General features: G+C 63.4%; 13 protein-coding genes. 2 read left to right on the forward strand and 11 right to left on the reverse strand.

The window, feature by feature from the left end:
* Window positions 1–58: 58 nt before the first annotated feature.
* The 3 genes from rsmG to ACP7DD_RS03320 all read right to left on the reverse strand — a co-directional run bounded on the left by rsmG (window position 59) and on the right by ACP7DD_RS03320 (window position 3,583).
* On the reverse strand, window positions 59–715 hold the full coding sequence (gene rsmG / locus ACP7DD_RS03310; RefSeq protein WP_426173276.1) for a 16S rRNA (guanine(527)-N(7))-methyltransferase RsmG: 657 nt from the start codon (window positions 713–715) through the stop codon (window positions 59–61).
* On the reverse strand, window positions 712–2,643 hold the full coding sequence (gene mnmG / locus ACP7DD_RS03315) for a tRNA uridine-5-carboxymethylaminomethyl(34) synthesis enzyme MnmG (RefSeq protein ID WP_426173277.1): 1,932 nt from the start codon (window positions 2,641–2,643) through the stop codon (window positions 712–714). Before mnmG ends, rsmG begins: the two co-directional genes overlap by 4 nt.
* A 172-nt stretch (window positions 2,644–2,815) precedes the next feature.
* Window positions 2,816–3,583, reverse strand: a complete 768-nt coding sequence (locus ACP7DD_RS03320) for a sulfite exporter TauE/SafE family protein (protein WP_426173278.1) — start codon at window positions 3,581–3,583, stop codon at window positions 2,816–2,818.
* A 121-nt stretch (window positions 3,584–3,704) separates the two neighbouring features.
* Here ACP7DD_RS03320 and ACP7DD_RS03325 point away from each other — a divergent pair, with 121 nt between their 5' ends.
* Together ACP7DD_RS03325 and ACP7DD_RS03330 are read left to right on the forward strand one after the other, a co-directional pair.
* A complete protein-coding gene (locus ACP7DD_RS03325) occupies window positions 3,705–4,871 on the forward strand; it encodes an iron-containing alcohol dehydrogenase (protein ID WP_426173279.1) in 1,167 nt (388 codons plus the stop codon).
* Between the two features lie 133 nt (window positions 4,872–5,004).
* A complete protein-coding gene (locus ACP7DD_RS03330) occupies window positions 5,005–7,467 on the forward strand; it encodes an FtsX-like permease family protein (protein ID WP_426173280.1) in 2,463 nt (820 codons plus the stop codon).
* A gap of 363 nt (window positions 7,468–7,830) precedes the next feature.
* Here ACP7DD_RS03330 and ACP7DD_RS03335 read toward each other — a convergent pair whose 3' ends face one another.
* From ACP7DD_RS03335 to ACP7DD_RS03370, 8 genes are all read right to left on the reverse strand, one after another.
* Window positions 7,831–8,139 (reverse strand): DUF1272 domain-containing protein, encoded by a 309-nt coding sequence (locus ACP7DD_RS03335; RefSeq protein ID WP_426173281.1) that lies wholly within the window; start codon window positions 8,137–8,139, stop codon window positions 7,831–7,833.
* A 13-nt stretch (window positions 8,140–8,152) separates the two neighbouring features.
* Complete coding sequence (locus ACP7DD_RS03340; RefSeq protein WP_426173282.1) at window positions 8,153–8,995, reverse strand: alpha/beta fold hydrolase; 843 nt, start codon at window positions 8,993–8,995, stop codon at window positions 8,153–8,155.
* A 67-nt stretch (window positions 8,996–9,062) separates the two neighbouring features.
* The gene (locus tag ACP7DD_RS03345; RefSeq protein ID WP_426173283.1) at window positions 9,063–10,046 is read right to left on the reverse strand and encodes a branched-chain amino acid ABC transporter permease; all 984 of its coding nucleotides are present in this window, start codon (window positions 10,044–10,046) and stop codon (window positions 9,063–9,065) included.
* 24 nt (window positions 10,047–10,070) lie between these two features.
* Window positions 10,071–10,955 (reverse strand): branched-chain amino acid ABC transporter permease, encoded by an 885-nt coding sequence (locus ACP7DD_RS03350; RefSeq protein WP_426173284.1) that lies wholly within the window; start codon window positions 10,953–10,955, stop codon window positions 10,071–10,073.
* Window positions 10,956–11,122: 167 nt separating this feature from the next.
* Window positions 11,123–12,331 carry an ABC transporter substrate-binding protein gene (locus ACP7DD_RS03355; protein ID WP_426173285.1) on the reverse strand — a complete coding sequence of 403 codons (1,209 nt, stop codon included), beginning with the start codon at window positions 12,329–12,331 and terminating at the stop codon, window positions 11,123–11,125.
* A 60-nt stretch (window positions 12,332–12,391) separates the two neighbouring features.
* Window positions 12,392–13,099: an ABC transporter ATP-binding protein gene (locus tag ACP7DD_RS03360; protein WP_426173286.1), complete on the reverse strand. Its 708-nt coding sequence runs from the start codon at window positions 13,097–13,099 to the stop codon at window positions 12,392–12,394.
* A complete protein-coding gene (locus tag ACP7DD_RS03365; RefSeq protein WP_426173287.1) occupies window positions 13,099–13,869 on the reverse strand; it encodes an ABC transporter ATP-binding protein in 771 nt (256 codons plus the stop codon). Before ACP7DD_RS03365 ends, ACP7DD_RS03360 begins: the two co-directional genes overlap by 1 nt.
* A 109-nt stretch (window positions 13,870–13,978) precedes the next feature.
* Entirely contained in the window at window positions 13,979–15,604 is a 1,626-nt protein-coding gene (locus ACP7DD_RS03370) for a GMC family oxidoreductase (RefSeq protein ID WP_426173288.1), read from the reverse strand.
* Window position 15,605 lies beyond the last annotated feature (1 nt).

Genomic DNA, 15,605 nt, shown 5'->3' on the forward strand with positions numbered 1-15,605 from the left:
CCGTATTAACGATTTATTCTGTATATTAGGTATAAACCATTTATACGGTTTATATTATTTACTCTGTTTGCTGCGATCTGGTGATGAATACGAGGTGCCGCTCCGCTTCCAGGCCCGGTACCCGCAAAGGCTGCAAATCGCTCGCTTTCCACGGCGCCGGCAGGTTTTCCCGCTCGTTGGCGGGCGCCACGCCTTTGAGGGCGATGAATTGCCCGCCCTCCGCCAGCAGATGCCCCGACCAGGTGACGAAATCGGACAGGTCGGCAAAGGCGCGCGACGTGATGACGTCGAACGGCTGCTGCACCTGCAATTGCTGCACCTTGGCGGTGTAGACCGTCACATTCGCCAGTTCCAGCTCGGCCTTTACCTGCTTGAGAAACGCCGTCTTCTTGTGCACCGTGTCGATCAGCGACACGTTGACGTCCGGGCGGGCAATCGCCAGCACAATGCCGGGCAGCCCGCCGCCGGCGCCGACATCGAGCACGTTGTGCGCCTGCGCGAAGGCGGGCACCGCAGCGAGTGAATCGAGCAGGTGCAAGGTGACCATCTGCAGCGGGTCGCGCAGCGACGTCAGGTTGTACACCGAATTCCACTTGAACAGCAGCGCCAGGTAGTCCAGCAGCTGCTCATGCTGCTTGCCGTCCAGGTCCAGCGCCAACTTTTTTGTACCGTCTGCTAATACAACCGATAGGGCTGCACGGTCGAAAAACTTCATTGGGCAAGCTCCTCGTTGAGGGTGGCGAAGCCCTTTGCGCCGCGTTTCTTCAAATGTACCAGCAATAAGGAGATAGCGGCAGGTGTCACCCCGGAAATTCTTGATGCTTGACCAAGTGTTTCCGGCCGCTGCTTGTCGAGCTTCTGGCGCACTTCGATCGACAAGGCCGGAATATCGAGGTAGTTGAAGCCTTCCGGCAGCTTCAGGTTTTCGTAGTGATCATGGCGCTCGACTTCCTTGGCCTGGCGGTCGATGTAGCCGGCGTACTTGAGCTGGATCTCGACCTGCTCGCGCACGGCGGCGTCGGCCACGCCCGGGCCGGCCAGCACCTGGCCTTCGACGCCGGCCATGCTCATCAGCTTGTCGTACTCGACGCCGGGACGGCGCAGCAGGTCGGCAAGCGAATATTCACGCTCGATGGCCTGGCCGATGACGCGCTCCGATTCGGCCGCGGCGAGGATGCGCGGGTTGACCCAGGTCGAGCGCAGGCGCTCGAGTTCGCGCGCCACCGACTCGCGCTTGGTCTCGAACGCCGCCCATTGAACGTCGCCAACACAGCCGAGCCGGCGGCCGATCTCGGTCAGGCGCATGTCGGCGTTGTCTTCACGCAGGCTCAGGCGGAACTCGGCGCGGCTGGTGAACATGCGGTAAGGCTCGGCCACGCCCTGGGTGGTCAGATCGTCGACCAGCACGCCGATGTAGGCTTCCGAGCGGCCCGGCACCCAGGCGTCGCGCCCCTGCGTCAGCAGCGCCGCGTTCAGTCCGGCCAGCATGCCTTGCGCGGCCGCCTCCTCGTAGCCGGTGGTGCCGTTGATCTGGCCGGCAAAGAACAGGCCGCCGATGGCCTTGGTTTCGAGCGACGTTTTCAGGCCGCGCGGGTCGAAATAGTCGTACTCGATGGCGTAGCCGGGACGCAGGATAAAGGCGTTCTCCATGCCTTTCATCGAGCGCACCAGGTCGATCTGGACGTCGAACGGCAGGCTCGTCGAGATGCCGTTCGGATAGTATTCGTTGGTCGTCAGCCCTTCCGGCTCGAGAAAGATCTGGTGCGAATCCTTGCCGGCGAAACGGTGGATCTTGTCTTCGATCGACGGGCAATAGCGCGGCCCTACCCCTTCGATGACGCCGGTGAACATCGGGCTGCGGTCGAGCCCGGCGCGGATGATGTCGTGGGTGCGCGCATTCGTATGTGTCATCCAGCACGGCACCTGGCGCGGATGCATCGCCGCGTTGCCCATGACTGAAAACACCGGCACCGGGTCGAGGTCGCCTGGCTGCTCGGACAGCACGGAAAAATCGATGCTGCGACCGTCGATGCGCGGCGGCGTGCCGGTTTTCAGGCGCCCCTGCCCCAGCTTCAGTTCCTTCAGGCGCGCCGACAACGAGATGGCCGGCGGGTCGCCGGCGCGGCCAGCCGGGTGCGACTGCAGGCCGACGTGGATCTTGCCGTCGAGGAAAGTGCCGGCGGTCAGCACCACGGCGCGCGCGCGAAAGCGCAGGCCGATCTGGGTCACGGCGCCGACCACGCGGTCGCCCTCGATGATCAGGTCGTCCACGGCCTGCTGGAACAGCCACAGGTTCGGCTGGTTTTCCAGGCGCGCGCGGATTGCCGCCTTGTACAGGATACGGTCGGCCTGGGCACGGGTGGCGCGCACGGCGGGGCCCTTGGACGAGTTCAAGATGCGGAACTGGATACCCGCCTCGTCGGTGGCGATGGCCATTGCGCCTCCCATGGCATCGACTTCCTTGACCAGGTGACCCTTGCCGATGCCGCCGATCGACGGATTGCAGGACATCTGCCCGAGCGTCTCGATATTATGCGTAAGCAACAAAGTCTTCTGGCTCATGCGGGCGGAAGCGAGGGCGGCTTCGGTGCCGGCATGGCCGCCGCCGACAACGATGACGTCGAATTCAGTAGGAAATAGCATGTTGGAAGCGTAAAGCGAGGGAGTGTGAGGCCAGATTATAGAGTCTTTTTACCTCAACGACTGTTTTGGGGATGGATTAGCAGTGGAGCGCACAACGACGTTCCACGTGAAACAATCAAGGGATGGTGCCGCGCGGATGTTTCACGTGGAACAATGGCTGCAGAGTGTTGTGTTATAGGGACCAGCGGGCGAACGCGTCGTAGGCGGTTTTGAGGATGAGGAGCGAGACCACGACGAGGAACAGTTTGCGCACGAACGCGCTGCCATGCTTGATCGCCAGTTTTGTACCGACCAGCGATCCGGCGACCTGACACAGCGCCATCATCAGGCCGAGCTGCCAGATCAGGTGGCCGCTATAGCCGAACCACAGCAGCGCCGAGATATTGCAGGCGACGTTGACGACCTTCGCCGCTGCCGACGCGCTGAGGAAATCGAAGCCGAAGAAGCGGACGAACAGGAACATCAGGAAGCTGCCGGTGCCGGGACCGAAAAAACCATCGTAGAAGCCGATGCAAGCGCCCGTCCCTATCGCGATCATCCGCTCCGTCATGCCGCTGTGCACCGGTGCATGGACAGCGCCGAAATCCTTCTTCCTGAACGTATAGATTGCGACGGCCAGCAACACCAGCGGCAGCAAGGAACGGATGAAGTCGCCCGGCACCTTGGTGACGGTGTAGGCGCCGGCAAACGACAACGCGAACGCGGCCAAAGCCGCCGGCACCACCGCACTCCACGCCACCTTGACCCGCCGCACGTAATTGACCGCCGCCGCGCTGGTGCCGCAGAAGCCAGCTAGCTTGCTGGTGCCAAGCAAGGTCGCCGGTAATTCCCTCGGGAACACGGAAAACATCACCGGGATCTGGATCAGCCCGCCCCCGCCCACGACCGCATCGACCAGGCCGGCCAGAAATGCCGCGCATCCCAACAACACAAAATCCATGCCTCACCACCGCTCCACATTCACCACCCGTAATTGTACGGAAGAAAGACTTGGGCTGCACTGCTCAGCCTTGGCCCGTTGGTGTAAGCTTGCTTCATCGACCACTGCCCGACTGCCCTACATGTCTACTTTCGCCTCATTCAACTTCAGCACCGTTCCGCACCTGATCTCGCAACCGGGCGCCGCCGCGCAACTTGGGCAGCACATCAGCGCGCAATTTCCCAACGCCCGCCGCGCGCTGATCGTCACCGACCCGGGTTTCCTGCGTACCGGCCTGATCGACGCGCCGGCGCGCGACCTGAAAAAGCACAACCTGGCGGTGCAGATCTACTCCGACGTGGTGGCCGATCCGCCCGAGCACATCGTCCTTAGCGCGGTCGAGTTCGCCCGCAAGCACGCGATCGATATCGTCATCGGCTTCGGCGGCGGCAGTTCGATGGACGTGGCCAAGCTGATCGCGGTGCTGGCCGGCAGCGGCCAGGCGCTCAGCGAGGCTTACGGCATCGGCAACGTGACGGGCGAACGCCTGCCTCTCGTGCAGATACCGACCACCGCCGGCACCGGTTCGGAAGTGACCAACATCGCCATCGTCACTACCGGCGCGACGACCAAGATGGGCGTGGTGGCGCCGCAGCTGTATGCGGACCTGGCGGTGCTCGATGCCGAGTTGACGCTCGGATTGCCGCCGCTGGTGACCGCGGCCACCGGCATCGACGCGATGGTGCATGCGATCGAAGCGTTCACCAGCAAGCACAAGAAGAACCCGATGTCGGACATGCTGGCCAGGCAGGCGCTGTCGTTGCTGTCGAAAAACCTGGTCACTGCCTGTGAAAACGGCGCCAACCTGCAGGCACGCCAGGCGATGCTGCTGGGCGCCTATTTCGCCGGCCAGGCGTTTTCAAACGCGCCGGTGGCGGCGGTGCACGCTCTGGCCTACCCGATCGGCGGGATTTTCCACGTGCCGCACGGGCTGTCGAATTCACTGGTTCTGCCGCATGTGCTGCGCTTCAACATGCCAGAAGCGGTCGACCACTACGCCGAGATCGCAGGCATCATCGCACCGCACGTTGACGGCAGTCTGGAAGCGCGGGCGGAGGCATTGATTGCTGCGATGCAGCAGATTGCAAGGATCACGGGCATCGAGACGACACTGCAGCAGGTGGGCATCACAGAAGCCGACCTCGACCGTCTGGCTGACGACGCGATGAAGCAGACTCGCCTGCTCGGCAACAATCCGCGCGAACTGACGCGCGCCGATGCGCGGGCCATCTACGCCGCCGCGCTGTAACAGTGTTCAATAGCGGACAGCGCACCTGTTCGCTTCCGGACGCATTGGCCACCCAGGCGGTCGAGTTCCCTTGACGACAACCATGGCACGGATGTTGCGACTATCTTGCCATTCTTCCGTCTAAGGTTGCTCCATGAATTTTCGACATTTCCGTGCCGGCTGGCGTTCGCTGCTGGCCGAGCCGGCGTATTCCCTGGTCGTCGTGTTCGGCCTCGCTACCGGCGTGGCTGCCTGCCTGCTGTTGCTCGGGCTGGTGCGCTACTCATGGGAGTACAACGCGCACGTGCCGGACGCGGCGCAGGTGTATGTCGTCAAGCACCGCAACAACGTCGAAGCGGCTGCGCCGTGGTACGACCAGGCGCCGCTGTCGCTGCGGCTGGCGGCGGCCAAGCTGCCGGGCGTAGCCGCATCGACCAGCTACCTGCCCTCGCGTCCGCAAGGCCGCACCGACGGCAAGCTGACCGTGCGCGTCAACCACCAGCTGCAGCAGCTCGACAGCCTGACCGTGGCGCCCGGGTTCGCCGACATGCTCGGCTTGCAGGCGCTGCACGGCAGCGTCCAGGCCGCGCTCGAGCGGCCGGACAGCTTCGCCATCACCGAAGCGGCGGCAATCCGCCTGTTCGGCAGCGCCAGCGCGCTTGGCCGCACTATGTTGGTGGAAGGCAAGCTGCTGCGCGTTGGCGCCGTGCTGCGCACGCCGCCAGCCAACACTACCATCCCGTTCGAATCGGTGATCGGACTTGGCAGCGTACTGGTGGATGAGAATTTCCGCCACCAGGTCCTGACCGGCGAAGAGGGCTGGGCGGCCAAGGTGCTGATCCGTGTGCGGCCCGGCGCCTCGCTGGCAAGCATCACCGCGGCGTTGCAGCAGGCTGCAGACCGCTCCCCCGCCGTGCAGAACATCGAGCCGGCGGCCAGGCAGAAACTGGGCGCACGCAGGGCGATGGACATCGCCTTGTCGCCATTGCGCGACGCGTACTTCGACAATGGCGTATCGGGCAATTTCGTGGCCGCCGCCGCGGAGCGCGCCAGCGCTGCCGTTGTCGCCGGCCTCGGCGCCGTCGGCATCCTGATCCTGGCGCTCGCCGCGCTCAATTACGTCAACCTCGCCACCGTGCGCGTGTTGCGGCGCCAGCGCGAAGTGGCCATGCGCAAAGTGCTCGGCGCCGGTGTGCGGCAGATCGTCCTGCATTTCCTTGCCGAGTCGATGGTCGTTTCGGCGGTGGCGACCGGACTCGGCCTGCTGCTGGCGTGGCTGGCGCTGCCGCTGTTCTCGCAGCTGATGAACCGCCAGTTGGAAGGCATGGTCTCTTCCGGAAATATCGGCACGGCGCTGGCCATTGGCGCCTTGCTGGGGGCACTGACGGCGATCTATCCGGTCTGGGTTGCCGTGCGGGTGCGCCCGAACCAGGTGCTGGCCGGGCGGCCAGATGGCGAGTCGACCGGCGGCAAGCAGTTGCGCCGCCTGATGACCGTGCTGCAAGTTTCTGCAGCGATGGCGCTGGCCAGCGTCACCGTGGCGATCGCCTGGCAGACGACGTTTGCCATGAACGCATCGCCGGGATTCGATCCGTCCATGCTGCTCATCGTCGACCTGCCGGAGGCCGGCGAACCGGCCGACAAGGCGCGCAACAACAGTTTTATCGCTGCGCTGTCGAACCAGCCTGGCGTGGCCGGCATCGCAATATCGGAAGACGCGATCGGCAGGAACGACATGTCGTGGTCGCGCGCCATGCAGCGCCTGGAAGGGCCCGCCGCCCCGATCGAGATGAAGACGGTCAGCGCGAATTTTTTCGAGCAGTACCGCATCAAACCGGAATCCGGGCGCCTGTTCGATCCGGCCGTCGACAAGGACGACGATGCCGTGCCGCTGGTGCTCAACGCCATCGCCGCGCGCGAGCTCGGCTTTGCGTCGCCGGCCGCGGCGGTCGGGCAGACGGTGCTGTTTACCGGCTTCGACAAAAAATCGGTGCGCAAGACCGTCGTCGGCATTGCGCCCGAACTGCGCTTCCGTTCGCTGCGCGAAGCGCCGCGCGCCGCCGCCTACGAACTGTCGACGCGCTGGACCACCACGCTCAGCGTGCGTGCCGCCCTGTCGATGCCGCAAACCGAACGCATCGTTCAGTCCTTATGGGCGCGCCACTATCCGGATTCGATTCTGAAGACGCGCCGCGCCGGCGACATCTTTGCCGACACTTACGCCGACGAAGCGCGCATCGCCAGGCTGCTGGCGGTGGCGACCGCGATCGCGCTCGTCATTGCCGCGCTCGGCACCTACGTGATGGCCGCCTACACCGTGCAGCGGCGGGCCAAGGAGATCGCCTTGCGCAAGCTGTTTGGCGCCGGCAGGCATGATGTCGGCGTGCTCGTAGTACGGGAAATCGGCGGCCTGACCGCGATTTCCGCGGTCATTGCCCTGCCGCTCGCCGCGGTTGCCATCCATCGCTACCTGTCGACGTATGTCGAGCATGCACCGATCGGCTACTGGCCCCTGCTGCTTGCGCTCGCTTCTACGCTGGCCGTTGCACTGATCGCCGTCGCGCGCCACGCATGGATCGCCATGCGGACGATGCCATCGGACGCGCTGAGCGTGTAGCAGACCGCCTCAGCGGGCACCGCTAGAGCGGCTGAGCACTGGCCGGTCCCACTTGCTGCAGAGGGCGCCAGGCGGCTGCTGACCCCATCCGGGGTATCCGAGAGGGCGCATGCGGTAACCTGTCTGTTTCGCGCCGCGCATCGTGTCTATTTTTGTCGAATTCTGTCTGTTTTCAGATCAAAGCCGGACCGCCAAGCAAATCAGGCAAAAACAGACAGAATTCGACAAAACGCGCACCAGAAAAGAGACGCGATGCCGCATGGCCTCTGGGCGAAGATCCACACCGCCGCCATCGCGTCTGGTTGCCGATCGAAACATTGCAGACGAACGCAGCACCCCGCGTACTCGTTCCCGTCGCGGCCATTAGCGGTTCGCGGGCGCTATTGCCCGGATCTGCGCTGAAAATTCCTCGAACGCCTGCGCATCGATCGGCTTGTAAGTGACTTTCGTGCTGGCGGGGTCGGCACCGAGGAAGTTCGCGTTTTTCCAGTAGCGCGCTGGACGGATCGGCCGCGCAACGAAGCCGCCGCCGCAGTTCGGGCAGACGTTGTGCAGCACCTGCTCTACGCATTGGGAGCAAAAGGTGCACTCGTAGCTGCAGATGCGTGCGTCTTCGGATTCCGGTGCCAGCGCCTTGTTGCAGTTCTCGCAGCTGGGTCGTAGTTGAAGCATCGTGTTCTCGCGGTTACTGGTTTGACGTGGGTGGGGCGGCCGACAGAAACTCAACCAGCAATTGGTTGACGCGGGACGGCGCGCCCAGTTGCAGCCAGTGGTCGGCGCCGTCGATGCGCTCATAGCGGAACGGCGCATCGACGTAGCGCGCGGAATTGCGCATCTGCCCTTCCGTCAACGCCGTGTCGCCGCTGCTCCACACGCCGAGCACCGGCATGGTCACCGCGCGCCGGCGGAACGCACCGCCGCGCGCGTTGGCGCGGTAGTAGTTGAGGGCGGCAGTCAGGCGGCCAGGCACGGCAAAATCGGCGCGCCATTGCGCCACCAATTCACGGTTGCTGGTCGATAAGCGCATGAAGAACCAGTCGCGCACCGTCAGCATGCGTTCGGCCAGGCCGCGCACCATGAACAAGGCCATGTAGGACGACCTCAGGCGCTGGGCGAGCCCGGCAGTACCGAAGGCAGTCGGATGCCCGACGGACAGCACCACGAGCCACTCAACGCGTTCTGGGGCATGCATGGCGACCTGCCAGGCGAGCGCTGCGCCCCAATCGTGGCCAACCAGCGCTACCTGGTCGATAGCGAGCGCGTCGAGCAGGGCAATGACGTCGGCGACCAAGTGAGCGACGGCGTAGGCCGCGACGTCCGGCGGGGCGCTGGTGCCGCCGTAACCGCGCAGGTCCGGCGCGATGGCGCGAAAGCCGGCCTCGGCCAGCGCGCTCATCTGGTGGCGCCACACCGCGTGGCTGTCGGGAAAGCCGTGCAACAGCAATACGGGCGAGCCAGCGCCGGCGGTGGCCACCAGCATCTCGAGGCCGTTCACATTCAGCGTCTGCTTCTGCACGTGCGTCTGCATGGTATCCCCAAAAAAAAACGCCGCGTTTCAAACGCGGCGTTTTCGTAGCATTCGGCAAGCGCCGTGGTCAGGCCACTTTCTTCTTGCGGTTGGCCGCGGCGAACGCCGCGCCGATCTCGCCGACAATACCGCGGCGGAACAGCAGCACGCAGGCAATGAAGATCAGGCCGGTGACCATGCCGACCGACTCGCCCAGCGTCGAAAACCACTCGACGCCGGTGGTGCGCACCAGGAAGCCGCCGACGTCGCTCAGCTTGTTTTCCAGCGTGATGATGATGAAGGCGCCGAGGATGGGACCGACCAGCGTGCCCATGCCCCCTACCAGCGTCATCAGGATCACCAGGCCCGACATCGTCCAGTGCACATTGGTCAGCGTCTCGAAACCGAGCACGACAGTCTTGGTGCCGCCAGCCAAGGCGGCCAGCGCCGCCGACAGCACGAAGGCCATCAGCTTGTACTTGTCGACGTCGTAACCGAGCGAGATGGCGCGCGGCTCGTTTTCCTTGATCGCCCGCAGCACCTGGCCGAACGGCGAGTGGACGGTACGCATGATCAGCGCGAAGCCGCCGACGAAGATCGCCAGCACCACGTAGTACATGGTGACGTCGTTGGACAAGTCGATGAAGCCGAACAGCTTGCCGCGCGGTACACCTTGCAGGCCGTCCTCGCCGTGCGTGAACGGCGCCTTCAGCATGACGAAATACACCATCTGCGCCAGCGCCAGCGTGATCATCGAGAAATAGATGCCTTGGCGACGGATCGCCAGCTTGCCCATGACCAGGCCGATCAGCGCGCCGGCAACCACGCCGGCCAGGATGCCGAGCTCGGTCGGCAGTCCCAGCGTGCCCAAGGCATAGCCGGTGACGTAGCCGGCGGTGCCGAAGAAGGCGGCGTGGCCGAACGACAGCAGGCCGGTATAGCCGATCAGCAAGTTGAAGGCGCAGGCGAACAGCCCAAAGCACAACAGCTTCATCAGGAAGACGGGGTAGCCGACAAAAGGGGCGATCAGCGCGATGGCCAACGCGATGAGATAGCCAATGTTCTTGTTCATTCAATGCTCCGTTTCGATTGACGCTTACTTCTCTTTGCCGAACAGGCCGGCTGGACGGATCATCAGCACGATCACCATCACGACGAACACCACCACTTCCGACCCTTCCGGGTAGAACACCCGGGTGAAGCCTTCGATGATGCCCAGGCCCAGGCCGGTGAGGATCGAGCCCATGATCGAGCCCATGCCGCCGATGACGACGACGGCGAACACGACGATGATCAGGTTCGAGCCCATCAGCGGGGTGACGTTGATGATCGGGGCGGCCAGCACGCCGGCAAACGCGGCCAGCGCGACGCCGAAGCCGTAGGTCAAGGTGACCATCAGCGGCACGTTGACGCCGAACGCTTCGACCAGCTTCGGGTTTTCGGTGCCGGCACGCAGGTAGGAGCCGAGCTTGGTTTTTTCAATCACGTACCAGGTGACCAAGCACACGCCGAGCGACGCGAGGACAACCCAGGCGCGGTAGTTCGGCAGCACCATGAAGCCGAGGTCGGTGGCGCCGGCGAGCAGCTCGGGCACCTCGATCGACTGGCCGGAGACGCCGAAGAAGGAGCGGAACACGCCTTCGAGCAGCAAGGTGATGCCGAACGTGAGCAGCAAGCCGTACAGATGGTCAAGCTTGTAGAGCCAGCGCAGCATGGTCTTTTCGACGATGATGCCGAAGATGCCCACCAGCAGCGGGGCGATCAGCAGCATCGCCCAGTAGTTCAGGCCGAACGTGGTGACGCCGATGTAGGCGAGGAACGCGCCCATCATGTACAGCGCACCGTGCGAGAAATTGATAACGTTGAGCAAGCCGAAGATGACGGCAAGGCCAAGCGACAGCATGGCGTAGAACGAGCCGTTGACCAGACCCAGCAGAAGCTGGCTCATCATGGCCTGGAGAGGAACGCCGAAGATTTCCATGGCATCACAGTACAAAAGCACCGGCATCGCACCGGTGTAGACAAAAGAAAACGCCTGCCCGGGAACCGGGCCTGCGCCAACGACATTGCAGTGCAATTACAAAAGAAGCGGGTACGCGACCCGCTTCTTCGTCCACCACTTGCTAGATCACGTGCGAATTGCGCCGATTACTTCCACAGCGCGCACTTGGTCTCGGCCTTGGTGGCGTACGCCTGGGCGCCAGGGATGGTGGCGACGACCTTGTAGTAATCCCATGGATACTTCGACTCGGCCGGCGTCTTCACCTGCATCAGGTACATGTCGTGGACCATGCGGCCGTCCGGACGGATTTCGCCGTTCTTGGCAAACATGTCGTTGACCTTGGTCTTCTTCAGCTGCGCCATGACCTTGTCGGCGTCGTCGGTACCGGTGGCCTTGACGGCGTTCAGGTACGTCATCGTTGCCGAGTAGTCAGCTGCCTGCAGCATCGACGGCTCTTTCTTCATCTTGGCGAAGTAGCGCTTGGCCCACGCGCGCGATTCCGCGTTCTGGTCCCAGTACCAGCCGTCGGTCAGGTACATGCCCTGGGTCAGCTTCAGGCCCAGCGAGTGGACGTCGTTGATGAACATCAGCAGGCCGGCCAGCTTCATCGTCTTGGTGATGCCGAACTCGTTGGCCGCCTTGATGGCGTTGATGGTGTCGCCGCCGGCATTGGCCAGGCCCAGGATCTGCGCCTTCGACGCTTGCGCCTGCAGCAAGAACGACGAGAAGTCGGACGCTGCCAGCGGGTGCTTCGAGGCGCCCAGCACGGTGCCGGCGTTCGACTTGATGACGTCGGACGTGTCGTTTTGCAGCGACTGGCCGAACGCGTAGTCGGCGGTCAGGAAGTACCACGACTTGCCGCCCTGCTTGACGATGGTCGAGCCGGTGCCGCGCGCCAGCGCGATCGTGTCGTAGGCGTAGTGCACGGTGTACGGGGTGCACTCTTCGTTCGTCAGGCGGGCCGAGCCGGCGCCGATCGAAATGAAGACCTTTTTCTTTTCCGCCGCCAGCTTGGCCATGGCCAGGTTGGTGCCGGAATTGGTGCCGCCGATCAGCATGTCGACGCCCTGCTGGTCGAACCACTCGCGCGCCTTGCTGGCGGCGATGTCGGCCTTGTTCTGGTGGTCGGCGACGACGAATTCGACCTTCTTGCCGTTGACCATGCCGCCCATGTCGGCGATCGCCATCTTGATCGCTTCCGCGCCGCCGTTGCCGTCGATGTCGGAGTAGGTGCCGGACAGGTCGGTGATGAAGCCGATCTTGATGGTGTCGCCCGACACTTGCGCTTGCGCCGAGAAGGACAGGCCGAGTGCGCATGCTGCGGTAGCTGCGATGGCGATAGCTTTACGTTTCATTTTCTTGTCTCCGTTAGGATAGTTGTTTGTTGTGCTCAACGTTGTTGCCTGGGGTGCTGCTTATACGCCGAGGAGTTCGGTCAGAACCGGCATCTTCGCGTTTAATTCCGACGAAGCGAAGGTCTCGACGATCTGACCGTGCTCCACCACATAAAACCGATCCGCCAGTGGTGCGGCGAAGCGGAAATTCTGTTCCACCATGACGATGGTGTAACCCTTGGCCTTCAGTTCCGTGATCATGCGGGCCAGGCCCTGCACGATGACCGGCGCCAGGCCTTCGGAAATTTCGTCGAGCAGCAGCAAGCGGGCGCCGGTGCGCAGGATGCGCGCCACCGCCAGCATCTGCTGTTCGCCGCCCGACAGGCGCGTGCCCTGGCTGTTGCGGCGCTCGTACAGGTTGGGGAACATCTGATAGATTTCCTGCACCGACATGCCTTTTTCGCTGCCGGCCAGCGCCGGCGGCAGCATCAGGTTTTCCTCGGTCGACAGCGACGAGAAGATGCCGCGTTCCTCGGGGCAGTAGCCGATGCCGAGGTGGGCAATCTTGTGGGTCGGCAGGCCGATCGCCTCGACGCCACCCACCTTGATCGAGCCGGTGCGCTTGCCCGTCAGGCCCATGATGGCGCGCAAGGTGGTGGTGCGGCCGGCGCCGTTTCGGCCCAGCAAGGTCACGACCTCGCCCTGGTTCACCGTCAGGTTGACATTGTGCAGGATGTGCGATTCGCCATACCACGCCTGCAGGTTGCTGATTGCGAGAGCGGCGGCCATCAGTGCGCTCCTTCCAGGTCGGCGCTGGTGGTGCCCATGTAGGCTTCCATCACCTGCGGGTTGCGCGATACCTCGGCATACGTGCCCTCGGCCAGCATGGCGCCGCGCTGCAGCACTGAAATCTTGTCGCAAATACCGGAAACCACGTTCATATTATGTTCGACCATCAGGATGGTGCGGCCGGCCGATACTTTTTTGATCAGCTCGGTGACGCGGTGGACGTCTTCGTGGCCCATGCCCTGGGTAGGCTCGTCGAGCAACATCAGCTCGGGCTGCATCGCCAGGGTGGTGGCAATTTCCAGCGCGCGCTTGCGGCCGTACGGCATGTCCACGGTGACGGTGTCGGCGAATTCGGTCAGGTCGACCTCGGCCAGCAACTGCATCGCGCGATCGTCAAGGCGCGACAGTGAGCGCTCGCTCTGCCAGAAATTGAACGACGTGCCCAGTTCGCGCTGCAAGCCGATGCGCACGTTCTGCAGCACCGTCAGGTGCGGAAACACGGCTGAAATCTGGAACGAACGGATGATGCCCATGCGGGCGATCTGGGCCGGCTTGGCGGCGGTAATGTCCTTGCCATTGAACAGGATCTGGCCCGACGTCGGCACCAGGAACTTGGTCAGCAGGTTGAAACAGGTGGTCTTGCCGGCGCCGTTCGGGCCGATCAGCGCGTGGATATGCCCGCGCTCGACGCTGAGATTGACGTCACTTACCGCTGTGAAACCTTTGAACTCTTTGGTCAGGTTCTTGGTCTGTAATATGACATCCGCCATTGGGTCTCCGAGATATTTTTATCATACTGCTATGTATTTTTTTCACGATAATACACACAATAAAATTTCGTCACAATACGGTATAACTACCATTTCGCCCCGGATCGGCTCACCTCGTCGTTGCCGCGATAAGCTCGGCAGCTCTTTCCGCGATCATCAAAGTGGGCGAATTCGTGTTGCCGGAAGTGATGTTAGGCATGACCGACGCATCAATAACGCGCAAGCCCCCTACGCCGATGACGCGCAGCTCGCTGTCGACCACCGACATCGGGTCATCTCGCTTGCCCATCTTGCAGGTGCCGACCGGATGGAAGATCGTCGTGCCGATCTGGCCGGCCGCCTCGGCCAGCTCGTCTTCGGTGCGGTAATGGACGCCAGGCTTGAATTCTTCCGGCTTGTATTTGGCCAGCGCGGGCGCGGCAACGATCTTGCGCGTCAGCGTCAGCGCCGCGGCGGCGGTCTTGCGGTCTTCCGCCGTGCTGAGGTAATTCGGTGAAATCTTCGGCGCCGCATAACTGTCGTTGCTGGCAATGCGCACGTGCCCGCGCGAGCTCGGGCGCAGGTTGCAGACGCTGGCAGTAAACGCCGGGAACGGGTGCAGTGGATCGCCGAACTTTTCCAGTGACAAAGGCTGCACGTGGTATTGCAGGTTGGCGCTGGCCTGGCCTGGGTCCGACCTGGCGAACGCGCCCAGCTGGGACGGCGCCATCGACATCGGCCCGCTCTGGCGCACCGCGTATTCGAGGCCGATCTTCATCTTGCCGAACCAGGTCGCGGCGCTGGTATTGAGCGTCTTGGCGCCATTGACCTTGAAGATCATGCGCAGCTGCAGGTGGTCCTGCAGGTTTTCGCCGACGCCTGGGGCATCGACCATCGGCGTAATGCCGACTTGCTGCAAGGCGGCCGTCGGCCCGATGCCCGACAGCTGCAGGATCTGCGGCGAGCCGATCGCGCCGGCAGCGAGCAAGGTTTCCTGGACGGCATCGGCGCGGAACTTCCGGCCGCCGCCGAAAAACTCGACGCCGCGGCACACCGCGCCCATTTCCGTGTGCTCGATGATCAAGCGCTCGACATGGCAGCCGGTCATGATCGTCAGGTTTTCGCGCCCGGCGATCGGTTTCAGGAACGCTTTTGCGGTATTCCAGCGGATGCCGCGGCGCTGATTGACCTCGAAATACGAGCAGCCTTCGTTGTCGCCGGTATTGAAATCGGCGACTTTCGGGATACCGGTCTCATCGGCGGCGTCGCGGAAGGCGTCGAGGATCTGCCACGACAGCCGCTGTTTCTCGACGCGCCACTCGCCGCCGCTGCCGTGATTGGCGCTGGCGCCGCCGTGGTAGTGCTCGGTTTTCATGAACAGCGGCAGCACCTTGTCCCACGCCCACGACGGGTCGCCGGTCAGCTCGGCCCAGCGGTCATAGTCGCCGGACTGGCCTCGCATGTAGATCATGCCGTTGATCGACGAGCTGCCGCCCAGCACTTTGCCGCGCGGATAAACCAGCGAGCGACCGCCGATGCCGGCGTCGGCTTCAGTCTTGTAGAGCCAGTCGGTGCGCGGATTGCCGATGCAATGCAGGTAGCCGACCGGGATGTGGATCCACAGGTAATCGTCCTTGCCGCCGGCCTCGATCAGCAGGACGGTGGTGTCTTTCTTGCGCGTGAGGCGGTTTGCCAGAAGGCAGCCGGCAGTGCCGGCGCCCACGATAATGTAGTCGTATTGTCCTGCCGATTCCAAT

The sequence above is a fragment of the Massilia sp. TWR1-2-2 genome (assembly GCF_049897565.1).
Taxonomy (GTDB): domain Bacteria; phylum Pseudomonadota; class Gammaproteobacteria; order Burkholderiales; family Burkholderiaceae_D; genus JAFCUW01.